Source organism: Mycolicibacter heraklionensis, assembly GCF_001021505.1.
Classification (GTDB): domain Bacteria; phylum Actinomycetota; class Actinomycetes; order Mycobacteriales; family Mycobacteriaceae; genus Mycobacterium; species Mycobacterium heraklionense.
In genome coordinates this window covers 343,809-364,962 of record NZ_LDPO01000001.1, presented here as the reverse complement: position 1 = coordinate 364,962, position 21,154 = coordinate 343,809, and the positions used below count along the sequence as shown (strand labels likewise).

Here is a 21,154-nt window from a genome sequence, read left to right as displayed (position 1 = left end):
CTGTCCACGGCCCAACCGGGCACACATCGAAGGGAATCCATCATGTCTCTGCCCGCTGAAGGCGGTACCTACACCGAGATCGTCGAGCCGAACGTCAACCCGCTGGCGCAGCGGTACTGGCAGACCACAGACGTGTTCATCCGCGACTACTGGAATCCGGACGGTTCGACGTTCGACTGCTCCGATCCGGCCGTTGGCCTGGGCAACCTGGGGCTGCTGACACCGTTCGCGGCTGACGGCTCGATCCGTTCGGATCTGTTCATCACCTCGGACGGCCCGAACCTCGGTTTCTATCACCCGGGAGAACTCGAGCCCGACACCACCGAGATCGCCCCCGACATCACCGTGCAGCAGACACCGACCGCGCAGTCAGTGCGCACTACCCGCAACGTGATCACCAAGCTCGACGACGCGCTGAGTTTCACGCCGCTCGAGGCGAACCCGGTGACCGATGCGCTGCACTTCGAGCTGCCGCTGTACAACCTGCCGGCGATCGGCACGCCCGGCTATCAGGTCAAGCGCGGCCCGATGGATTACCTGCAGGATCGCGTGATCATCGCATTCGGCACCGACGGCAGCGGCCAGCTCATGGCGCGTGTTCTGCCGCGTTGCCAGACCAACAAAAAGGGCAAGATCGACCTCGGCCGTAAGAAGACCGAGTCTGGGCAGCTCACGTTCAATCCGCTGTTCGACCCGAACACCGGTGAGGTCATGTGGATCTGCCGTGACGGTGTGCAGTGGCGCGGCCTGGGTGGCGCGCCGACGTTCTCGTCCACCGCACCGGTCGCCACCGCGGTCAGCGGCGATAAGGCGACCGTGGCGTTCACCACGCCGACCGGTGACGAACCGTACACCTACACGGTGCTGCAGCAGGTCGGCGGTGCGGGCGAGTTCACGTCGGCGACGCTGCAGGGGTCGCCGACGGTCAACGGCAGCACGACCACGCTGACCGTGTCCGGGCTGACGACCAGCAGTGCCTATGTGTTCAAGGTCGTGGCCGAGGGCGCCAACGACCAGACCGCGACGTCGACGGCATCGAACTCGATCACCGCGGTCGCCTGATCCATCGACTCGAGGCGCACCCCACTCCCCGAGGGTGCGCCTCGGGTCGATTCACGAAAACGCAACACCCACAAGGAGATTAGAAAATCATGAGCCAGTACAACAGTGTCGCCGAGGCCCGCGAGCAAGCCGCCGACTACCTCGGATTCGCGGCATCGGTGCGCATCGTCACCGATGGCGGTGTGTTCGAGATCCCGAACCCGTCGCTGCTCGACGACGACCAGCAGCGCCGCTACGACCAGCTCAAGCTGGAATCCGAGGGCTGGGACAAGGACGAGGACGGCAACCTGCTCGAGCCGTACCGCAAAAACGGTGAGCTGGTGGAGCACTACCACATTCAGCTCGCCCGGGCGATCCTCGGCGACCGCTACGAGGCGTTCGTCGCCGCCGGTGGCCGCGGCAACGACGTCAACGTCGCCTGGTGGAAGATGCAGACCGAGCTGGCCCGGCGCCGCCGGGAGGACTCGAAAAGTGCGGGAAGCCTTGGCACTGTGGCGCCTACTCCCGCGGGAGACGGAAGCGGCGCTTAGCCGCTACCACCCCGGACGTCACATCCGGGAATGGCACACCGGAGCCATGAGCAGTCGGGAGCTGCTCGCGCTGCTGTCGGACCTGCCCGAGACGAGCTCATTCCGTGAGCGCGTCGAGCGCACGCACCGGCTCGTCGAGGTCATCGAAGACGGCCAGTCGAGCCTGCGGCTGTATTCGGTGCTGACGCCGCTGCCGGACGGCGCGGTGGTCGAGGCGGAGTTCGTCGACTGGACGTATGACCGCAAGATCGCCGCCCGGACAGCCCTCGAGGTCGCATTGTCACGCGCCGACCGCGGCGGCGAACCGCCGTCGCGGGACGGCCTCGACGAGCCGCTCGTCGAGGCGCTGCGGCGCCGCGAACAACGAAAGCAAGCCGAGATCCGTGACCGCTACCGCTCGTCGGTGCGTGACGCCATCAACCGCGGGAAACGAAGGGAGTAGGGCCGATGCCGATCTACATCGACGTCATGACCCGACTCTCACGCACCGCCGCGATGGAAGCGGCACGCGAAGCCGAAGCAATCTTCGGCCGAGCTGGACGCGCCATCAGCGACGATTTCGCGCGCGCAACCGGTTCGTTGTTCGACGGTGTGCTCGGCCGTGCCGATCGGGTGCGCCGCGACCTCGATGGTTTGCAGGCGACCTATTCGGCGACCGCTGACGCCGAGGCCGCCGCCGCGTCCCGCATGGAACGGTCGCGGCGGCAGGCCGAGATCGCCGAAACGCGTCTGGCCGAGGTTCGCGGTAAGCACGGTGACCTGTCCTCGAAGGCGATGACGGCCGAACTGGCGCTGGCCGACGCCCGGGCGCGCTCCGGCCGCGACGCACGCAACTACGTCGACGCACTCAACGACACCGAGGCCGCGCACCGCGCCGTCACGGACGCGACCGCCAAGAGCGCCGAGTCGGCTGGCCTGTTCGGCGGCGCATTCGCCGGCTTGAGCGGCACGGCGCTCGCCGTCGGTGGTGTCACCGCCGCAGTGGCTGGCCTCGGCATCGCGATCGCCAAGAGCGTTCCACCTGCCGCTGACTTCCAGGCCGAGCTGATGAAGCTGCACACTGCGGCCGACATTCCCGTCGACAAGCTGCAGTCGATTCAGAACATGGTGCTGTCGATGGCGCCGCAAGTCGGCATCGACCCCGGTGAGCTGATGAACGGCGCCTACTTTGTTGCGAAGGCAGGGCACCGCAACGCCGGCGATATGGGTTCGGTGCTCAAGGCCGGTGCGCAGATGGCGGCCATCGAGGACGTGCCGCTGGAAACAGCCCTGTCGGCGATCACCACGCAGATCAGTGATTACCAACTGAAGGCATCCGATGCGGCGTCGGTGGGGTCGCAGATCGTCACCGGCGCCGGCGCTGCCAAGGTGCCGCTGGGCGAGTTCGCGGGCGCGATGCACATCGTCGAGCCGGTCGCGTCGAGCATGGGAATCGGTGCGCCGCAGTGGATGGCGATGGTCGCGCAGATGACGCAGTCGGGGATGCACGCCGACAACGCAGGCCAGGACGTGCTGCACCTGATTCAGAAAATTCAGGCACCGACTAACCAGATGCGAGCCGAATGGGGCGCGCTCGGCCTGGACCCGATGCAGGTCAAGACCCAGTTCTCCGCGGACCCGCTGGGCACGATCCAAAAGCTGGCCGACGCGATCACCGCGCACACCGACAAAAACGGCATGGTCAACATCGACGCCAACTACCAGAACGCGCAGGTACAGCAGTCGATTCAGCAGATGCTCGCGGCGATGAACCCCGAGCAGCGCAAGGTTGCCGATGAGATCCGTTCGGGTGAGCTGACGTTCAAGCAATACCGGAAGTCACGCGGCGACATCGACGACGATGACGTCAAAAAGGTCGAGCAGTTCAACACGCTGTTTCAGCAGTCGCGCGGGTTTTCGCAGTTGCTGGCGTCCGGGCAGGGCTCGCAGCAGACACGGCAGCAAGCGATTCAGGCGCTCATCGGCGACCAGGTGTCGGGGCAGGCGTTCCAACAACTCACCGGTGAAGCCAACGCGTCGGCGCAGCGCACGGCCGCCAGCATCGCGGGCTCCAAGCCCGACGACAAGGGCAACGTCGAGGGCAGCGCCGAAGCCCTCGACACCTACCAGGGCAACATCAAAAAGCTCGGTGCGGCCTGGGACTCGTTGAAAGTGTCGATGGGCACTGCGTTCTTGCCGACGGTCACGTCCGGGCTCGAGAAGCTCAACACGGCGATGAACTGGATAGTCCAGCACCGCGAGGGAATCGGGCAAGCGTTCGGCATCGTGTGGAAGTCGATCGAGCAGGTCGCCCGGCCGGTCACCGGCGCCTACGACAGCTTCATGCACCTGTGGCACGCAGTGAACGACACCTGGCACGCGCTCGACGATTTCGGTCACAAGGTCGGTCACGTGATCGAGACGGCGAAGGCCGATTTCGAGAAGATCAAGGACGCGCACCCGTTTCAGGCGATCAAGGACGGCGTCGATGGGCTGCTGCATTCGCTCGGCGACATCCCCGGTGCGGTCGGTAAGGCGGTCGGCGCGCTCGGTCATATGGCCGCGGACGGTTTCGGTAAGGTCGAGCACTTCCTGCACATTCCTGGTCACGCCGGCGGTGGTCCGATCCGCGGTGACGGACCGGATGGTGTCGACTCCGAGCTGTCGCTGCTGGCGCCCGGTGAGCACGTGTGGACCGCGGACGAGGTCAGCGCTGTGGGCGGCCAGAACGCGATGCTGCGGCTGCGCGCGGCGGCCCGCGCCGGGATGCTCACCGGGTACTCGACCGGCGGTAGCCGCCGCGCTCCCGGCCCCGGTGAGGGCGGCATCGTGCTCACCGACCCGAACGCGCCGCAGGGGCCAGTTGGCACGCGCAACGACCCGGTTTTCATCAAGTCCAGCGACGAGGACAGCAACGCGCATCGCCGGCACCGCAACAGCAATCACGGTGACGATGTCACGCCCGGCCCCGGTAACGACGGTATGGGCGGTATGCAGCGGCACAACGGCCGCCAGGATCTGCCGGCGATGGATTTCGGCGCCGAGATGGACGACGCGTTTGGTCTCAAAGACGGTCTGCCGGGCCTGGCGAAGTGGGTCGTGACGTTCCTGGGCAACATGGCGATCGCGCCGATGGAGGGCGCGATGCTCGGCTCGCTGCTGCGGCCACCGAACGCGCAAGATACTCAGTTGTCGTGGCTGCAGCCCGGCGAGTTCGTGGAGCCCAAGAGCGCCGTTAACGCCGTCGGCATGGACGGCATGAACCGGCTGCGTAACGCCAAGCATTACGCCGGCGGCGGCCCGGTCACTGAGGGCGATGAGCCGGCGTCGACAGCACCGGGGCAGCCGATGGGGTCCACTGGTGGCGGAAAGCCCGGCTTGTCGATCTCCGGCGGCGCGCTCGGCGCTGCCGAGGGTGCCGGTGCGATGGCCGCTGACATGTTCGCGCCCGGCTCCGGTGCGGCCGTGCAGATTCTGTCGCAGATGATGAACCGCACCATCGCCTACGGCGGCCAGCTCGCCGCGATCGGCGTCGAGGGACTCATGAGCACGTTCATGCCGTCCGACTCGCCGTTGTCCGATTTCGGCAACACGCTGCCCGGCAAGATCCTGTCCGGTATCGCCGGGGCCAAGCCCTCATCGCCGATCGTGGCCGGCAACGCGAAGCGTCCGCTCGAGAACGAGAGTGTCCGCAATCAGCAGGAAGATGCGGCCGAGGCGGCAGGTGGCGACACCCACGTGCACATGTACAACCCGACGATCAAGGCCAAGAACGTCGATGACTTCGCCGAGCAGTCGCAGCGACTCGCGCAGACCGCGGCCGGCGGCACGAAGTTCCCGGTAACGAGCCGCATCAAATGATCTTCCCCGACGGCCCGGTAAAGCGTTGGGGTGCACGCGAACTGGTCAAGGGCGACCACGAGATGCTGTATTACACGTCGTGGGACGGCGTCACGAAGTTCCACGTCGCGGGTCCGACGGCTCCGACGCCTGGCGTGCAGGACGGCGTCGTGCTGGTCGGCGACATCAAGAACCTGATGCCGGGTTTCGACCACATCAGCCAGAAAACGGCGCGGCAGGCCGGCTCGACGTGGATGGGCGCGGTCTACGACGAACTGAAAGCATCGTTCAAGGTGCAGGTGCATTCGCGGACCCCGCGCGGCCTGTCCGAGGCTCTGTCGCAGTGGAAAGCGGCGTGGCGACCGGATCGCACCGGCAAACTCGAGTGGATCACGCAGGACCGCGGCTACTGGTACTGCACACCGCGTCTCGGCGCGCCGTGGGCCGACGCGCAGCAGCGGATGCGAGCGGTCGCCGGCGAAGTCGAGCTGACCCACCAGATTCTGCACGACGAGGCATTCTGGTTTGGGATGCCGTCGTTCTCGACGTTCGCGCCCGGCGTCTCGGATGCGCAGGGGTTCTTGACGCTGGCGAACATCGGCGACCAAGACGCGCCCGTGCAGCTCTTGTGCTACGGCCCCGGCTTGTTCTCGTTCAGCAACGGCCCGTCGACGGGCACCGAGACCCCGATCACGTTCGGGCCGCTACTGCCCGGCCAGATCGCGCTGATCGACACCCGGGCGCGTGTCACGCAGGTCGTCGATATCACCGCCGGGACACCGCAGCTCGCGGTGACGCCCGATCAGAAATTGATCGAGTCGATTGTGAATTTCGTGACGAACAACAACGTGCCGCCGGTGCTGCGACAGTTCGAATCGGAGTTCGGTATCGCGCCGCCGCAAGGACCGCTGTACAGCCTGCTTAACGGCCTGTTCACCAACCTCGTGCCGGGTGTCGCGCAGCCGCGCCTGGCGCAGCCGCAGCACATCGCCGTGTCGATCACCGCCGGCTCACCGGCCTCGAAGGTTGTCGCCCGACTAGACCCGATGCGGGTGTCGCCGGAATGAGCGGCAGCGGCGAGCAGCTCGCGGCGATCCTCGGCGATGACCCGGTCGCGGCGTCGCAGGCGGCACGCGAGATCGCCGAGGTCGCGCAGCGGCCACCGACGAACCTGTCGCTGACGGTCTATGACCGGCTGTATCGCGAGCTGGGTCGGCCGAACAACTACATTCGCACGACGGTGAAGCTGCCGCGCCGGGAGATCCCGACCGGCAGCCTGACGCTGCTCGGCAACGACCCGCTGGCCGATGTGGTGCTGGCCTGCGACAAGACGGTCGTGCCGATCAACGTCGACCTGGACGGGCAGCGGGTCTGGAATGGCCGCGTACTCACCGCGCACGACAAGATCAACGAGGACGGCAGCGAGACCGTCGACTGCGACCTGATCCACAACCTCGCGATCCTCGACGCGATCCTCGTGTTCCCGGACCCCGGCTTGCCGATCGAGTTTCAGCCGCTCGAGGCTATGTACACCGGCCCCGCGATCACCGTCATCAAGACCATGGTGGCCGAGAACGCATTTCGCATTCAGTCCGGTCTGAACGAATTCTTGAATCAGCTCGGCTCACTCGACCCGGACTGGCGCACGTGGCTCGGCACGCTGCTCGCCGACTACCAGATCAACCTGACGCAGCTGGCTCAAATGTGCACGACGCCAGTGTGTGTCATCTGGGATGACGAGCTTACCGACACGTCGAATTGGATCAACATCCACGGCAAGATGGATAGCTGCTGGAAGCTGATGAAGGAGCAGCTCGACGAAAACGGGCTGTACGCCACGATCGACCTGTGGATGCCGGGCGACCCGCAGCCGGCCGGCCGCATGTTCGACCTGACAGTGCCCACGTACATCTTCAATGTTCGCGATTACAGCAATGTCACAGGGCCGACGGACACGGTGCTAGATGGCGGCATCAAAAACGCTGTGAGCCTTACCGATTCGGTGTACGGCAAGGTCGCGCAGATGTTCCTGAACCCGAACAACGAGTATGTTCCGCCGGGTTCAAACATCGAGATCGCGCCGGTTATCGGTGTGAATTTCGTGCCGCCGTGGACGATATTCAACGCCGACATAAAAGTCGGCGGCATCGTGAAACTCGATGTGGCACACCATCATCCGCTCGCATGGAAAACGGTCATCGGTGGACGCAGCCCGCAGTGGTTGAACGCGTTCTTCAACGCAACGAGCGCGTACCTGATAGATCTGCTAACTATCGCGATCGGAGTCTCGGGGATTCCGTCGGACATGCTCGACGGAATCATCGATAACGCCGTGCTCGCATTCGAGAGTTACGAAAACTTCGACATGCGAGTCGAAATGGGACCGTACGGCTTCCCGGAAAAGTTCTTCCCGACTCAGTCGACCTACAACGTAGACGCGACGTTTGCCGCGCTCGATGCGCAATATCAGTGCCGCGGGTACCCGGTCGCAAAGCTGACGTTCTACAACGGCCAGCCGTTCCGCCTGTTCCGTGATATCTGGCCGGCCGCGATGTCGTCGGTCGTACGACGCAGCGTGCTCTACACCGACGTCGTCGACGAGATCGAAATCGAGGACTCGCGTGAGCAGTGGGCGCGAGTGACCGCGACCATCGGCGATGGCCGCCGCGATGACTCCGCGGCCATCATCGCGCAACGAAAAATCGTTGAGGCCGAAGAAAACATCAACCTGCTGTTGCTCGCCAGCCCCGGAGGATAGAACGTGACTGCACCCGAGATGAGCGGCGTCTGGGACTTCTCGCCTGTCGGCTATCCAGCAGGCGCCGTGATGTACCGCGGAGACGTGCTATTCCCGGCCGGCATCGAACCCGGCACCACGCAGACCGCAGTGTGCGTGTTCGGACCCGGCGGCGCGTTGATCAACATCCCCCCGCTCGCGGAGGGCCGGCCAGGGCCGTCACCGCAGTTCCGCAAGCTCGACGTCATACCCGTGCCATACGGGCAGCCGCTACCCGACCCGGCCGGCCAATTCATCCCGGTCAGCCCCGGCGGCCCCGGCATCCCCGCGGTCTACGACGTCGTCATCTACATGAACCAAGGGCAGCCCGGCGACCCCGGCCCCGGCAACGACCTGACCAGCGCGCCCGACGTGAACGGAACACCGACCGCCGACGGTTGGACGCTGGCGTGGAACGAAGCCACGAACATGTTCGACTACGTGCCGCAGCTCATCACCGACATCTTCACCGGGCAGCCGATCTCGACGCCGGCGTCGTCGCAGGCGTCGCGCACCCTGACCGAGCTGGCACTGCCGGCGCGGCCCTACGCCTGGTATCCGCAGCCTCACGGGCAGTGCGTGGTGTCCGGTACGCAGAACACACTGATCACGTTGACGGCGAACCTCAACAGTCCGACGGGTCCGCAGGTCGGGGTCGGTTGGGCGATCGGCGGCCAGGCGCAGATCGCGATCAACCTGACGCCGCAGCTGCCGATCCCCGCGACACCGGCCAAGGTCGCGGCCAATGAGACGGCCACGATATTTTTCGTTGCCACGCAGTCGAACCCGACAAACGACACCTGGTCGACGGCGGCATCGCAGACGGCGTTCACCTGCAACCAGATCCCCGCGTTGCTGTGAGCCAATACCCGAAAGCGACGACGCCGGTGCCGTCGGTGCACCGAACTGTGCCGGCGAAGACGCCGCCGTTCAACTCGCCGCAGACGAAGGCGTTCGGCGAGGCAATCGTCGACGAGGTGCTCGCACAGGTGGCGTTCGCGCTCGCCAGCGTCGACGTACTGGGCATGAAGCCGTTCGCGTTCCTGCAGCAATACGGCGAGGAGATGGAAGCGAAAGCGCAGGCCGCTCTGGCAGCAGCGGAGGGCGCCCAAACCACGGCCGCCAACGCGCAGACCACCGCCGACGATGCGCAGACGGCAGCCGGTGAGGCGCAAACCGCCGCCGAAAAAGCCAGCACCGACCTGCAGACACTGATCGATGACGGTCTCGCCGCGATGGGTCTATCGCAGACCGGAGACGCCGCCGATTTCACGCACGCACTTAACGTGTTCATCGGTGACCTGTTCGGTCCGGGCGCGGTCGTCGGCACCAACACGTCGAATATTCAGCACTCGGCTCTGCCGTCGAGCTACGACAACATCCATGTCGACCTGCAAAACCTGTTCAACGACGTGGTTTTCGCCGACGGCCGCGGATGGGAAGACATCGGACCGGATGTGCAGCAGCTCGCCGTCGACATGATCGGCCCGGGCGCCACGGTCACCGTCAACGCGCCGTCGCAGATCCCGCACACCGTGGTCTCGTCGACATCGGGCAACGCGAGCCTCGGCGACGACGTCGCGGGCGCGGTGGCGAGTGCTGCGACCGCGACCGGCACGGCCAGCGCGGCGGCCAGCACCGCCGACGACGCGCACGCCGCGGCCACCGGCGCGCAACAGACCGCGAACACCGTCACCACCGCGGCGAACAATCTGATCAACGGCATCGGCGGGTTCTTCGGAGCCAGCCCGCAGACCGTGGCCGACATCGAGGCCGGAGTCGATCCCGTCATCGACGGCCTGTCAACGTTCTTCACGAACCTGTTCAACCCCGGCGCGGCCAGCACACCGAACCCGGCGACATCTACACAGATCGCGGTGCAGACCGTGCCGGATCTGACGACACCCGGCTCGGAGAACGCCAGCGGTGTACCGGCGATCGCCACCAACGCGGCCACCGCCAGCGCATCAGCGCAGGCCGTCGCCGACGGTATCCACCAGGCCGTCTACGGCGGCAACGCCACCGGCGTCGTGCCCGACACCGCGGCCGTCGTGCAGGCACTGCAGAAGATCCCGCAGCAGAACATCGTCGTCAACACCGCCGCCGGCAGCGACGCCGCGATCACGTTCGACGCCGCGGCCAGCGCCGGCGCATCGACCGGCAGCTACACCGGCACCACGAAGACAATCACCTGGTCGCACACCGTCAGCGCCGCAGCGAACTACCTGCTGATCGGCGCGATCTTCGACAACCCTGAGAACGTCGCGATCGCCCGATTCAGCGCGACCGCCGTCTCATCCGACGGCCTGGTGAACGTGCCTGTGCTGCAGTTCTCGTCGCCCAACGACGTGGTCGGTGTGCTGCTCGGCGCGTTCGTCAACCCGGGCACGTACACGGTGTCACTGACCGTCGAGACCGAGACCAGCGCGACATGGAACGGCTTCGCCGCCACATCGGTCAGCTACTGCGATGTCAACTCGGTCGGTGTCGGTGGCTTCAACCACGGCGGCCAGAGCACGGCCAGCCTGTCGCTGACGACCGGGCAGACCGTCGACGATCCGCGGTCGTTGTCGGTGGCACTGTTCGTCAACCGGGCCGCATCATCGACGGCTGCGGCCCTGTCATCGATGACGGGCGCCACGCAGCGCACCACGAAGGCATGGGCGTCGACGCACGGCCTGGCGGTCGCGATCGGTGATGTCGCGGCCAGCTCGGCGAACAACACGTTCGGGATGACCGCGGCGTCGGGGTCGGGCAACTCGTGGGTCGTGCTCGAGATCCTGCTGCAGGCACCGGACACCGAGGTCGGCTCGTTCGGACGACTCATCCGTGAATCGACCACTCCGGTCACGCTGACGGCGTTCGGCGCCGACAGTAACGGCGTGCCGCCGTTGCCGGCCAACACGTTCGACAATGTGCAGTCGCTGACCCCGGACCTGTCGGCGCCGAACATGAACTGCTTCAAAGTCAGTCTGGCCGGCGCTTATTGGGTCCGCGGCCGGTATGAGCCGACGGCCGCCGACGCCGGCAGTACCACCATCAACAGTGACGGCAGCATCGACGGCACCATGTTCACCGCGAACATGTACGTGGTCGTCAACGGCATCATCCGCACCTACGCCGCGGGCGTGACCACGGCGGCCGGACTGGAATATCAGACCGTTGTGGATCTGAAGCCGGGCGACACGGTGGCGGTCATTCCGGGCGGCTCGTTGACGTCCTACCACACGACCGCGCCCGCGCCGCCGACCTACACCGGCACAACGACGCTCGGGACGCCCGGGTCGTGGCAGATCATCGGCGATTCGAAATGGTTTACGGTCATGGAAATCGCGCTGGCCAACCGAAGTCTGCTGTAGCACAACAATATTCACGAGCCGAAGGCCATCACATGACTTTCTCGCAGGGTCCGAGTGCGAAACTCGACTACACGGTCGACTGGGCGAAGTGGTTGCCGGATGGCGACACGATCGCCGAGTCGGAATGGTCTGTCGAGAACCTGACACCGCCGGTCGCGCTGACGCTGGTGGGCACCGCTAATACCGGGGGTGTGCTGCCGGCGGGCTCCCGTTATTGGGTGATCACCGCGGTCGATGCTAACGGTGAGACCACCGCGTCCAACGAGGTATCGGCGACGTGGGCCGACGCGAACGGGCTGGCGCAACTCGCGTGGCCGAGGGTGCCGAACGCGACCGCCATCAAGGTCTACGCCGGCACAGAATCCGGGCAGGAAAACAAGCTGCTCGTCACGCTTGGGCCGTCGGTTGTCAGTTTCACCGATGACGGCCGGGCGGCGGCCACGACGGCGTCGCCGCCGCTGACCAACACCGCGGCGCTCGGCGTGACGATCGCCGACTCACCAACGCCATCGTCCACCGACACCACAGCGACGGCGTTCGTCGAGGGCGGCACGGTCGGCGTCGTCTACGACGTGACGAACCACATCACGACCGCGGCTGGCCGCGAGGAGTCGATGTCGATTCAGATTTCGATCAACGAGCAGTACATTCCATGACCTGCTGCGCGACTCGGCCGCGCATTGTCACCGTCCCGGCGCCTGCTGGTCGTTCGGCAACGGTCACCGCGGCCGATCGCGACCTGACTGTCGAGGCGCCGCGACCGCGTGTCGTTGCTGCACTGCTGTCGCAGCCGCGCACCGTTGAAATTCCGGTAGTTGATCGTGTTTTCGCGGTTGCGGCGTCCCGACTGCGCGTGTCCGTCGTGCAGGCCGCCGAGCGGATCGCCGAGGTCGCCGCCCGGTCGCGGACGTTCGAGGTCTGCGGACCCTACGGCAGCCTAAACGTCGACGTCGCGGTGCCGACGGCCGAGCTGACGGTGGCAGCGCCGGCCCCGACAGTCGAGCGGTCGACGTCGTTGTTGGTGCCGACCGCGGTGGTCGAGGTGGCTGCGCCGGTTCCGACTGTGATCGTCGGCGTCGACGCCGAGGTTCCGGTTGCCACGGTTACCGTCGCGGCGCCAGCGCCAGCCGTATCAGGTTCGGCCGTCGCCATCGTTCCGACCGCCGCCATCACCGTGCAGGCGCCAGCACCGACCGCCGAGACTCTCACGACCGCGGCAGTACCGACGGCCGCCGTCACTGTGTCCGCGCCGACACCAGTCGCCGTCACCGGCTCGGCTGTGGCCGCGGTCCCGACCGCGACCGTCGAGGTCGCTGCACCCGTACCCGCTGTCGCGGCCATCACCGCCGTCACCGTCCCGACAGCGACCATCACGGTCGCTGCGGACGCGCCGACGGCCAGCGGCTCGGCCGACGTTGAGGTGCCGAGCGCCACCGTCCTCGTCGAGGCCGGTGAAGCCGGCTTCGCGCAAGGTGTTGTGCTTTCCGTGCCGACTGCCAGCATCGAGGTCGCTGCACCCGTGCCGGATGTTGCGGCGATCACCACGATCACCGCACCCAGCGCAGCGGTCATGGTGGCCGCGCCGGCACCGGAGGTCAGTGGATCGGCCAGCATCGTCGTGCCGACCGCAGCCGTCACCGTCGCGGCACCGGCACCGGAGGTCAGTGGATCGGCCAGCATCGTCGTGCCGACCGCAGCCGTCACCGTCGCGGCACCGGCACCGGCGGTCTACATATCGGGCAGCAGCACGATCGATGCACCGACCGCCGAGCTGTCCGTCACCGCTCCGGCCCCGACTGTCACGGGTTCCGCGGTGATCGCAGTGCCTACCGCTGCGGTTACGGTGGCCGCGCCCGCGCCGGCTGCTGTTTCTGGCTCGGCGGTGGCCGCGGTGCCGGCCGCCAGTGTCAGCGTGCAAGCGCCGGTCCCGGCGGTCGCGGCGGTTACATCGATCGCGGTGCCTGCCGCCAGTGTCACCGTCGACGCGCCCGCTCCGGCGGTCGCGGCCATCACAGCGGCCACGGTGCCGACTGCTGCCATCGAGATCGCTGCGCCAGCACCGACCGTCACCGCAGTCACCGCGGTCACCGTCCCGACAGCGACTGTCACCGTAACCGGCATCGGCCCGACCGCGACGGGATCGGCACTCATCGAGGTTCCGGCCGCCACCATCGCCGTCGAAGCCCCGGCACCGGCCATCGCGATCGGAACGCAGACCTACATCTACCTGACCGACACCGACGTCTACGAGATCGACGACGTGGGCGTGAAGACGCAGCTGCCGTTCAGCCTCGCGCTGCCGCTCGGCATCGCAGTCGACACTGCCGGCAATGTGTACGTCGCCGACCAGAGCACCGTAGCGGTCTACACCATCGAGAACGGCGTTCAGACCAGGCTGCCCTTCACGGGGCTCTCATCGGTGAACGGCATCGCTGTTAACTCGATGACCGGCGACGTCTACGTCGCGTCTTATGCCAATGGCGCGGTCTATCGACTGTCGCAGGCTGGCGTGCAATCCACCGTTCCGTTCACCGGACTCGGCAGACCCGAAGGCGTCGCGGTCAACTCCGCGACTGGCGACATCTACGTCTCCGACGTCAGCAACGCCGCTGTTTACGAGCTGTCGGCGGCCGGTGTGCAAACCACCGTTCCGTTCACCGGACTCCTGCAGCCGTTCGGCGTCGCGGTCGACCCATCAACCAGAGACGTCTACCTCGCCGACTCCGGTAACCGTGCCGTCTACAAGATGTCGGCGGCCGGTGTGCAATCCACCGTTCCGTTCACCGGACTCTCGCAGCCGCAGAGCGTCGCGGTCGACCCGAACGGTGTGGTCTACGTCGCCGACATCAGCGACGGCGCCATTTACGAGATGTCAACAGTTGGCGTGCAATCGACGGTCTACACGGCGCCCGACGGCACGCTTGCGTGGATCGCGCTCCGATTCGCCGGTGCAACCTCGGCAACTGCACTGGTACCGACCGCGACGGTGTCGGTTACCGCACCAACTCCGAGCTTGATCGTCACCGACCAAATCGACGACACGGTGGTCGTGCCGACGGCTACGGCCACGGTGTCGGCGCCAGCACCGACCGTCACCGGTTCGGCCACGGTGGTCGTGCCAACGGCTACGGCATCGGTGTCGGCGCCAGCACCGACCGTCACCGTCCACAGCGTCATCAACGTCACTGTGACGGTTCCGACCGCACAAACGGTCACGATCGCCGCGCCGGCTCCGACCGTCACCGCGATCACGCCGTTCGATCCGTTCAACGAGGAAAACGTCACCCACACCAACCAGGACGTGCCCGCTGGCTGTTCCGGTGTGTACGTCACGGCGATCGGCCAGGGCGGCAACGGCAGTTCGGTCAACAACGGCGGTGGTGGTGGCGGCGGCGCCTACGTCGCCCGCACGTTCATTCCCGTCGCGTCACTCGGCTCGACCTACACATGCAGTCGTGGCCGGTTCACCAGCGGATCACTGACGGTCATCGCCGGCAACGGCGGCAGCAGCACCACGACGTCGGGTGGCTACGGGGGTCTGCTCAACGTGGTCGGTGTCACTGCTGCAACCGGATCGGGTCCGGGCGGCGTGGGTGGCAACGGCGGCGGTGGAGCTGGCGGTAGTGCCGCCGGCGCCGGCGGTGGTGGCGGCGGCACAGCGGCATCGGTCGCCGGGACGCTCACCGGCGGCAGGGGCGGCAGTTCCACCACGTCCGGCGGCGGGGCCGGCGGCGCCGGCAGCGCGCCGACGACGAGCTCGCGGCCCAAGGCCGGAAACGGCACCAACGGCACCACATCGCCGGGGCGGCCCGGCGGTGGCGGTGGCGGTGCGGGCACCGTCAACAACTTCGGATTCCAGCAATCCGGCGACGCCGGTGACGGTGGCAGCTACGGCGGCGGCGGCGGCGGCCGCGGCTCCGGCACCGGCGGCACCACTGGCGTCGCGGGCGTCGGACAGCCCGGATACCTACTTCTCGAATGGATCTGATCCCAACCAGTCCCGAAAGGACACAACCAATATGACCATCACAAACACCGTCCCGGGCGGCTTCCTGCAGTCGCTGGCCGCCAAGCAGATCAACCTGTCCAGCGACACGCTGAAGGTGATCCTGCTCGACAACGGCTACACATTCTCGGACTCGCACCGCTACCAGTCCGACCTCGGCGCCCACGAGATCCCCAACGGCAACGGCTACACCACCGGCGGTCAGGCACTCACCAACCAAGCCGTCAGCTACGCGTCGAAAACGTTGTCACTCACGGCCGACAACCCGGTATGGAACGACTCGACGATCACCGCCTACAAGGCCGCGGTCGTCGACACCACACCGGGCACCGCGGCTGCCAACCCGATCCTGACGGTCATCGACTTCGGTGGTGCCGAATCCGACACCAATGGCACCTTCCAGATCACTTGGAATGACGGCGTCGTCCTCACCATCAGCCACCCGTAAGGAGCACCGATCGTGATGAAGCTCGGAAAGCGACCCGCTCGTCCCGGCGCGGTGAAGCTGCGTTTCAGCGATTTCGCCGACACCACCAAACTCGACGAGCCGCCAGCCGATTTCGGCCACGAGCGGCTCATCGGTTGGGACTGGGGCATGTTGGGCAACGACCAGGTCGGCGACTGCTACGAAGCCGGCGCCCTGCACGAGATCATGCTGTGGAACGCCGAGGCTGGCCGCAGCGTGCCCGTCGACGCGGCCACGGCGATCGCCAACTACCGCGAGCTGACGGGCTACGACCCCAACGCCGCCGTCGACCCCGCGACGGGGGAGAACCCGACCGACAATGGCACCGATATCGCCGCCGCGCTCGCGAAACGTCGCAGCACGGGACTGTCCGACGCCGCAGGGCGCCGGCACCCGATCGGCGCCTACGTGGCGCTGGACCCCGGCAACTGGGAGCAACTACGCTACGCCGCCTACTACTTCGACGGCGTCGGCCTCGGCCTGCAGATGCCGCGACAGTGGATACAGCAGTTCCCGAAAACCTGGGACGCCGTGACACGTCCGCAGCCAGCCGGCGGCCACTACGTGCCGTGTGTGGCGTTCCGGGACGGCAACGCCGTGCTGGTGTCGTGGGGCTCGCTCGTCGAGATCACGCAGGCCGGCTACGAACAGGCATCCGACGAGGCGTACGCCTACCTGACCGTCGAGAAGTTCCGCACCGGCGTCGCCACCGCGACCGGCATCGACGTCGAGGCTCTGCGCGCACAACTGCAGGCGCTGACGAGCGTCGAATAACAGGCCGGTGAGCCTGTACGCGCCACCCGAGGTGACATCGGCGGCGATCTACGCAGGCCCCGGCGCGGCGCCGCTCGAGCAGGCGGCGCTGGCATGGCAGCAGCTCGCCGACGAACTGCACGCCGCGGCACAAGCCGTGACTGCGGTGACGGCTGGCATCCCGTGGCACGGCTCGGCTGCGACGTCCATGCGCACCACCGTCGGCAGCTACGTCGCGCTGCTGACCGAACTGGCAACTTCGGCGGCCAACACCGGCCAAGTTGCCACCGCGGCGGCGACCGCATTCCAGCAGGTGCACGCCGCCGTCGCCAGCCCGGCCCACATCGCCGCGAACCGGCAGCTGTGGGCGATGCTGACCGGCCTCAACATCCTCGGTCAGTACAGCACCGCGATCGCGCTGCTCGAGTCCGCATACGAGCAGATGTGGGCGCAGGACATCGCTGCCATGCACGCCTACGCCGCAGCGGCGGCCACCGCGACCGGGCAGCTGCAGGTTCCGGCCGCCGGACAGCAGGTCGGCGTCGATACTGCCACCGACCCGGGCGCGTGGCTCGACGAGACGTTTCAGTCGCTGCTGAGCGACGCGCCGTACGAGCTGCCGACGAGTGTGCTGGCGCTGATGACCGGGCTGTGGGCCGCCAGCAGCGTCGCGGCCGTGCCCGATGTGCTCAACCGCGTGCGCAACATCATCGAATCACCCGCAGTGGCCGCGCCGACGCCGAGTGTCCGCACCGCGGTCGCTGTGCGCGTCGGTGCTGGCGGTCGCATCGGCGGTCTGACGGTCCCACCGAACTGGGCGCAGCCACCGAAAACGGCCGAAAAAATACCAGATTTCATACCAGGCCCGACCGGCACAACGCCACTACCAGCACCGATACCGCTGGCGCTGCCGAACATCAACCAGCGCAGCCGCGACCAACACGCCGCCGCGCAACCACGCTACGGCGACCAACCGACCGTAATGCCCAAACACCCCGCAGGAGGATGACGTGACGCTCTATGGCCCGGACCTGTCCAACAACAACTGGGCATCGTTTGCCGAGATCGCCGGCTGGCTCGACGACTGCTTTCACCGCGAGGGCTACACGTGGATGGAGCACAAGGTCAGCGAAGGCAACTACTACCGCGACCCGTACTGGCCGACCGTCCGAGATTGGTGCAACGCCAACAACGTTCCGGTGATCGGCTATCACTACGTCACCACCAACGACCCGGCATCGCAGGCTGCGAAGTTCATCGCCAACGGCGGCGGCGCGAACGTGATGCTCGACTTCGAGGCTAATTCCGGTGGCATCGACAATTTCTGGGCGGTCGTGCGCGCGTTCAACGCCGTCGGCGTCAACGTCGCGCTGTCCTACTTGCCGCACTGGTACTGGCAGCAGATCGGCTCGCCGTCACTGGTCGGTGTACCCGGCCTGGTGTCGTCGTCCTACTTCGAGCGTGGCACCTACGGCTCGATCGAGTACCAGGACGCCCGCGGCGATTCCGGTATCGGCTGGCTCGGCTACGGCGGCGTCTCGCCCGTTATCTGGCAGTTCAGTGACGGCGCCATCATCGACGGCAAATCGGTCGACGTCAACGCATTCCGCGGCACCGTCGACGAACTCCGCACGCTACTCGGCTACGCGCCCGCGCAGCCCGACCCCGCATCACCGACCGGAGGAAACACTGTGGAACACAACCCGCCCGCCGTACCCAAGCCTGCCGACGAGGCTGGCGAGGTCTCCGAAGTATGGGACCAGGAGCTGATCCGCTGGGACTTCAACGGCGGACGCACCAACGCCGAGATGCTCGGCGCGCTCGGCGCCCATTTCGGCATCTCCGGATGCGTCGACGTGCTCGCCACCACGAACGAGGAGAACTGACCATGAGCTACCACGAATCGCCCGCCGACATCGATCGACGATTCGGATATGCGCTCACAAGCGACGGCGCGTCGATTGGCCAAGATGTGAAGCCGCTGGCGCATCGGATCGACCGCGAGATCCCGCCTGGCCGCGAGAAGTCACTCGCGCTGACCAAGCTCGAGGAAGTGATGCAGTGGATCGACGCGGCCGTCGCTCGTGCAGCTGCAGATGAGGTCGGCCGATGACCGCCGATCAGGACGTTTTCGCGCACCTTGGCGGCGTCGGCCCGGACGGCTCGGTGCTCGGGTACCAGTACACGCCCGAGGCGCTCGGCCGCTGCACGTACGGCAACGCCGACGGCATCAAGCCGTACCAGACCGAATTCACACCCGGTCACCCCGTCGTCGGCTCGGCCGCGACCTACGACCAGGTCACCGCAGATCTTCGCCTGCAGGGTGGCCGGCACGTCGACCCGCTCGGCAACGTCGCGGACCCGAAAAAGGCGTGGCTGCTGCAGTGGTATTGGATGCTCGACGGTTGCCCGACGCCGCTGTCGCGTGACCGCCTCTGGCTGTACATCCAACTCGCGTCCGAGCTGCGGCCGTGGCCGACCAGCTACGCCGGCGCGATGGACGGCGAACCGACGGCCGACTACTCGAGCGTCGACCCGACCGCCACGCTCGACGAGCTGACATGACCTCGAGCCTGTTCGTCGACATCCGCGCGAAGCTCAACGGCCGCACCTACCGGCCCGCTGGCTATTTCTACGCCGTCGACGGCACCGTCTACCCGGGCGCACCGGCCCCACCGCAGCCGATCATCGACGACGGCCACGGCTGGTGGTCCGGGTTCAGCTCGGGCATCGTTGGCGGCCTGACCAACCTGGCCGATGGGCTCTGGCAGTCACGTTGCATCGGCTACCCGGCAGCCACGCTGCCGATGTGGCCGAGCGTGCAGACCGGCCGCGCCAACCTGGTCGCCGCGATCCGCACGGACGCCAACGTCTACCAGGCGCTGCACGGAACCCTCGAAGGATTCGTGATCGCCGGCAGCGGCTACAGCCAGGGCTCGATGGTCTGGGACCAGGTCTACGCGCTGGACATGCTGCCGGATAACGGTGTGCTGCACGACCTGCTGCCCTACGTCTACCGGATCTACCAGTTGGGCCACATTTTCCGAACGCCGGGCATCGCGCACGGCAACGCCCTGGCCGGACTGCCCGAGTCGATCGAGCAGGACGGTGTCGAGACCGGCGGTATCGGGCTCGAGCTGGACCTGACCGCCGAGCAGACGAACCGGCTCGCACCGGACGGCCGGCCGATCGTGCACTCGTGCGCGAACAAGGGCGACATCTACACCTGCTGCAGCGTTGGCATCAACCCGTGGTCAGCGCCAGCCGCCGAGGGCAAGGTCGGCCGCACGTTCATGAAGATCGTCATGCAGCCGACGTTCTCCGACGTGGTCGCTGCGGCCGGCGTGCTCGGCGAGCCGATCGCTGGCGTGATGGAGCTGTTCCACGTGATGGTGTTCTTCGCCGCCGGCCCCAACTCGCCGCACTACCAGTATTTCCCGCAGATGGACGCCTGCATCGACGACGCCCACAAGCTCGGCCTGTCATTGCCGCACGAACTCGGCGTTTAGCAGCCGATACGATTCAATTTAGTGAACTGAAAGGAACCACCGTCATGGCTCTGAAGCTCCCCACCGGCATCCACAAGGATCTACAGTTCGTCATCGCTGCCCTGACTGGCTTGGGTGCCATCATCACTGGCATCCTGCAGTCTCCGATCGGGCCGCTGGTACCGACGACCTGGGGCGCGGTACTGACCGGCGCACTGACGGCGATCGCGACAGTCTCCGGCTTCCTCAAGAAAGCCGACACGGTCCTCGCCAGCGTTGACGCGCTGCCGTGAACTCTGCGCTGCAGGTCGCACTGACGAGCGGCCTGTCGGGCATGGTCGGGGCGATCGTCGTTGCGGCGATCGCCTACCGGCCGGCCAAGCGCAGCGCTGACGCCGAGGTCCGCGGCGCGACGTCGGTCGACTGGTCGAGGTACGCCGACGGCCTGAAGGGCCGACTCGAGACGGTCGAGCATCGTCTCGACAACGCCGAAGCCCGGACCCGCAAGGCCGACCAGCGCGCCGACCGCGCCGAGCACCTGCAGGTCGTCACCGTGTCGTACCTGCGGCAGATCCTCGATTGGGTACAGCAGCGATTCCCCGAGGCCACGCCACCGCAGGCACCGCCCGAGCTCGACGGGATGCTGTAATGCGGCCGGCGGCGAAGGCATGGATTGCGCTCGCCGCTGGCGTCATCTGGTGGGACGTGACCTGCCCGCCCGGCGAGACACTGTCGGCCGGTTGTCGAGACGCTCGACGGCTGGCCCCGGTGCCGGTCATCAGCGGCGTCATCTACCTCGTGCTGCACCTGCTCGGCTGGCTGCCCGCCGAGGCCGATCCGCTGCAGCGACTACCGGACTACTGGAAGCGGTAACATCGAGAACGCACGGGCACTA

20 protein-coding genes are annotated in these 21,154 nt (G+C 66.7%); all 20 read left to right on the top strand.

Annotation, left to right across the window (positions count from 1 at the left end; genetic code table 11):
• Positions 1–42: 42 nt before the first annotated feature.
• The 20 genes from ABW16_RS01745 to ABW16_RS01640 all read left to right on the top strand — a co-directional run bounded on the left by ABW16_RS01745 (position 43) and on the right by ABW16_RS01640 (position 21,132).
• Complete coding sequence (locus ABW16_RS01745) at positions 43–1,062, top strand: fibronectin type III domain-containing protein (RefSeq protein ID WP_047317369.1); 1,020 nt, start codon at positions 43–45, stop codon at positions 1,060–1,062.
• 89 nt (positions 1,063–1,151) lie between these two features.
• The gene (locus ABW16_RS01740) at positions 1,152–1,592 is read left to right on the top strand and encodes a hypothetical protein (RefSeq protein ID WP_047317368.1); all 441 of its coding nucleotides are present in this window, start codon (positions 1,152–1,154) and stop codon (positions 1,590–1,592) included.
• Between the two features lie 46 nt (positions 1,593–1,638).
• Positions 1,639–2,034, top strand: coding sequence for a hypothetical protein (locus ABW16_RS01735; protein ID WP_047317690.1), 396 nt, complete (start codon positions 1,639–1,641; stop codon positions 2,032–2,034).
• A gap of 5 nt (positions 2,035–2,039) precedes the next feature.
• Positions 2,040–5,432, top strand: coding sequence for a phage tail tape measure protein (locus tag ABW16_RS01730; protein ID WP_047317367.1), 3,393 nt, complete (start codon positions 2,040–2,042; stop codon positions 5,430–5,432).
• Positions 5,429–6,478: a hypothetical protein gene (locus ABW16_RS23750; protein ID WP_052956744.1), complete on the top strand. Its 1,050-nt coding sequence runs from the start codon at positions 5,429–5,431 to the stop codon at positions 6,476–6,478. The genes ABW16_RS01730 and ABW16_RS23750 overlap by 4 nt, the downstream gene beginning before the upstream one ends.
• The gene (locus ABW16_RS01720; RefSeq protein WP_052956743.1) at positions 6,475–8,169 is read left to right on the top strand and encodes a Gp37-like protein; all 1,695 of its coding nucleotides are present in this window, start codon (positions 6,475–6,477) and stop codon (positions 8,167–8,169) included. The genes ABW16_RS23750 and ABW16_RS01720 overlap by 4 nt, the downstream gene beginning before the upstream one ends.
• Positions 8,170–8,172: 3 nt before the next feature.
• Complete coding sequence (locus ABW16_RS01715) at positions 8,173–9,048, top strand: hypothetical protein (RefSeq protein ID WP_131721457.1); 876 nt, start codon at positions 8,173–8,175, stop codon at positions 9,046–9,048.
• 35 nt (positions 9,049–9,083) lie between these two features.
• A complete protein-coding gene (locus tag ABW16_RS01710; protein ID WP_131721456.1) occupies positions 9,084–11,546 on the top strand; it encodes a hypothetical protein in 2,463 nt (820 codons plus the stop codon).
• A gap of 32 nt (positions 11,547–11,578) precedes the next feature.
• Positions 11,579–12,202 (top strand): phage fiber-tail adaptor protein, encoded by a 624-nt coding sequence (locus ABW16_RS01705; protein WP_047317364.1) that lies wholly within the window; start codon positions 11,579–11,581, stop codon positions 12,200–12,202.
• Between the two features lie 197 nt (positions 12,203–12,399).
• Positions 12,400–15,534, top strand: a complete 3,135-nt coding sequence (locus ABW16_RS26335; protein WP_157864225.1) for an SMP-30/gluconolactonase/LRE family protein — start codon at positions 12,400–12,402, stop codon at positions 15,532–15,534.
• A 31-nt stretch (positions 15,535–15,565) separates the two neighbouring features.
• Positions 15,566–16,000: a hypothetical protein gene (locus ABW16_RS01685; protein ID WP_047317360.1), complete on the top strand. Its 435-nt coding sequence runs from the start codon at positions 15,566–15,568 to the stop codon at positions 15,998–16,000.
• A 15-nt stretch (positions 16,001–16,015) separates the two neighbouring features.
• The gene (locus ABW16_RS01680) at positions 16,016–16,792 is read left to right on the top strand and encodes a hypothetical protein (RefSeq protein ID WP_047317359.1); all 777 of its coding nucleotides are present in this window, start codon (positions 16,016–16,018) and stop codon (positions 16,790–16,792) included.
• Positions 16,793–16,799: 7 nt separating this feature from the next.
• Complete coding sequence (locus tag ABW16_RS23740) at positions 16,800–17,780, top strand: PPE family protein (RefSeq protein WP_052956741.1); 981 nt, start codon at positions 16,800–16,802, stop codon at positions 17,778–17,780.
• 1 nt (position 17,781) lies between these two features.
• Complete coding sequence (locus ABW16_RS01670; protein WP_052956740.1) at positions 17,782–18,657, top strand: glycoside hydrolase family 25 domain-containing protein; 876 nt, start codon at positions 17,782–17,784, stop codon at positions 18,655–18,657.
• A gap of 2 nt (positions 18,658–18,659) precedes the next feature.
• Entirely contained in the window at positions 18,660–18,884 is a 225-nt protein-coding gene (locus tag ABW16_RS01665) for an Acb2/Tad1 domain-containing protein (protein ID WP_052956739.1), read from the top strand.
• The gene (locus ABW16_RS01660) at positions 18,881–19,336 is read left to right on the top strand and encodes a hypothetical protein (RefSeq protein ID WP_047317358.1); all 456 of its coding nucleotides are present in this window, start codon (positions 18,881–18,883) and stop codon (positions 19,334–19,336) included. The genes ABW16_RS01665 and ABW16_RS01660 overlap by 4 nt, the downstream gene beginning before the upstream one ends.
• Complete coding sequence (locus ABW16_RS23735; RefSeq protein WP_052956738.1) at positions 19,333–20,280, top strand: hypothetical protein; 948 nt, start codon at positions 19,333–19,335, stop codon at positions 20,278–20,280. Before ABW16_RS01660 ends, ABW16_RS23735 begins: the two co-directional genes overlap by 4 nt.
• A gap of 44 nt (positions 20,281–20,324) precedes the next feature.
• On the top strand, positions 20,325–20,552 hold the full coding sequence (locus ABW16_RS01650) for a hypothetical protein (RefSeq protein WP_047317357.1): 228 nt from the start codon (positions 20,325–20,327) through the stop codon (positions 20,550–20,552).
• The gene (locus ABW16_RS01645; RefSeq protein WP_047317356.1) at positions 20,549–20,908 is read left to right on the top strand and encodes a hypothetical protein; all 360 of its coding nucleotides are present in this window, start codon (positions 20,549–20,551) and stop codon (positions 20,906–20,908) included. The genes ABW16_RS01650 and ABW16_RS01645 overlap by 4 nt, the downstream gene beginning before the upstream one ends.
• Positions 20,908–21,132 carry a DUF7427 family protein gene (locus ABW16_RS01640; protein ID WP_047317355.1) on the top strand — a complete coding sequence of 75 codons (225 nt, stop codon included), beginning with the start codon at positions 20,908–20,910 and terminating at the stop codon, positions 21,130–21,132. Before ABW16_RS01645 ends, ABW16_RS01640 begins: the two co-directional genes overlap by 1 nt.
• The last annotated feature ends 22 nt before the right edge of the window (positions 21,133–21,154 follow it).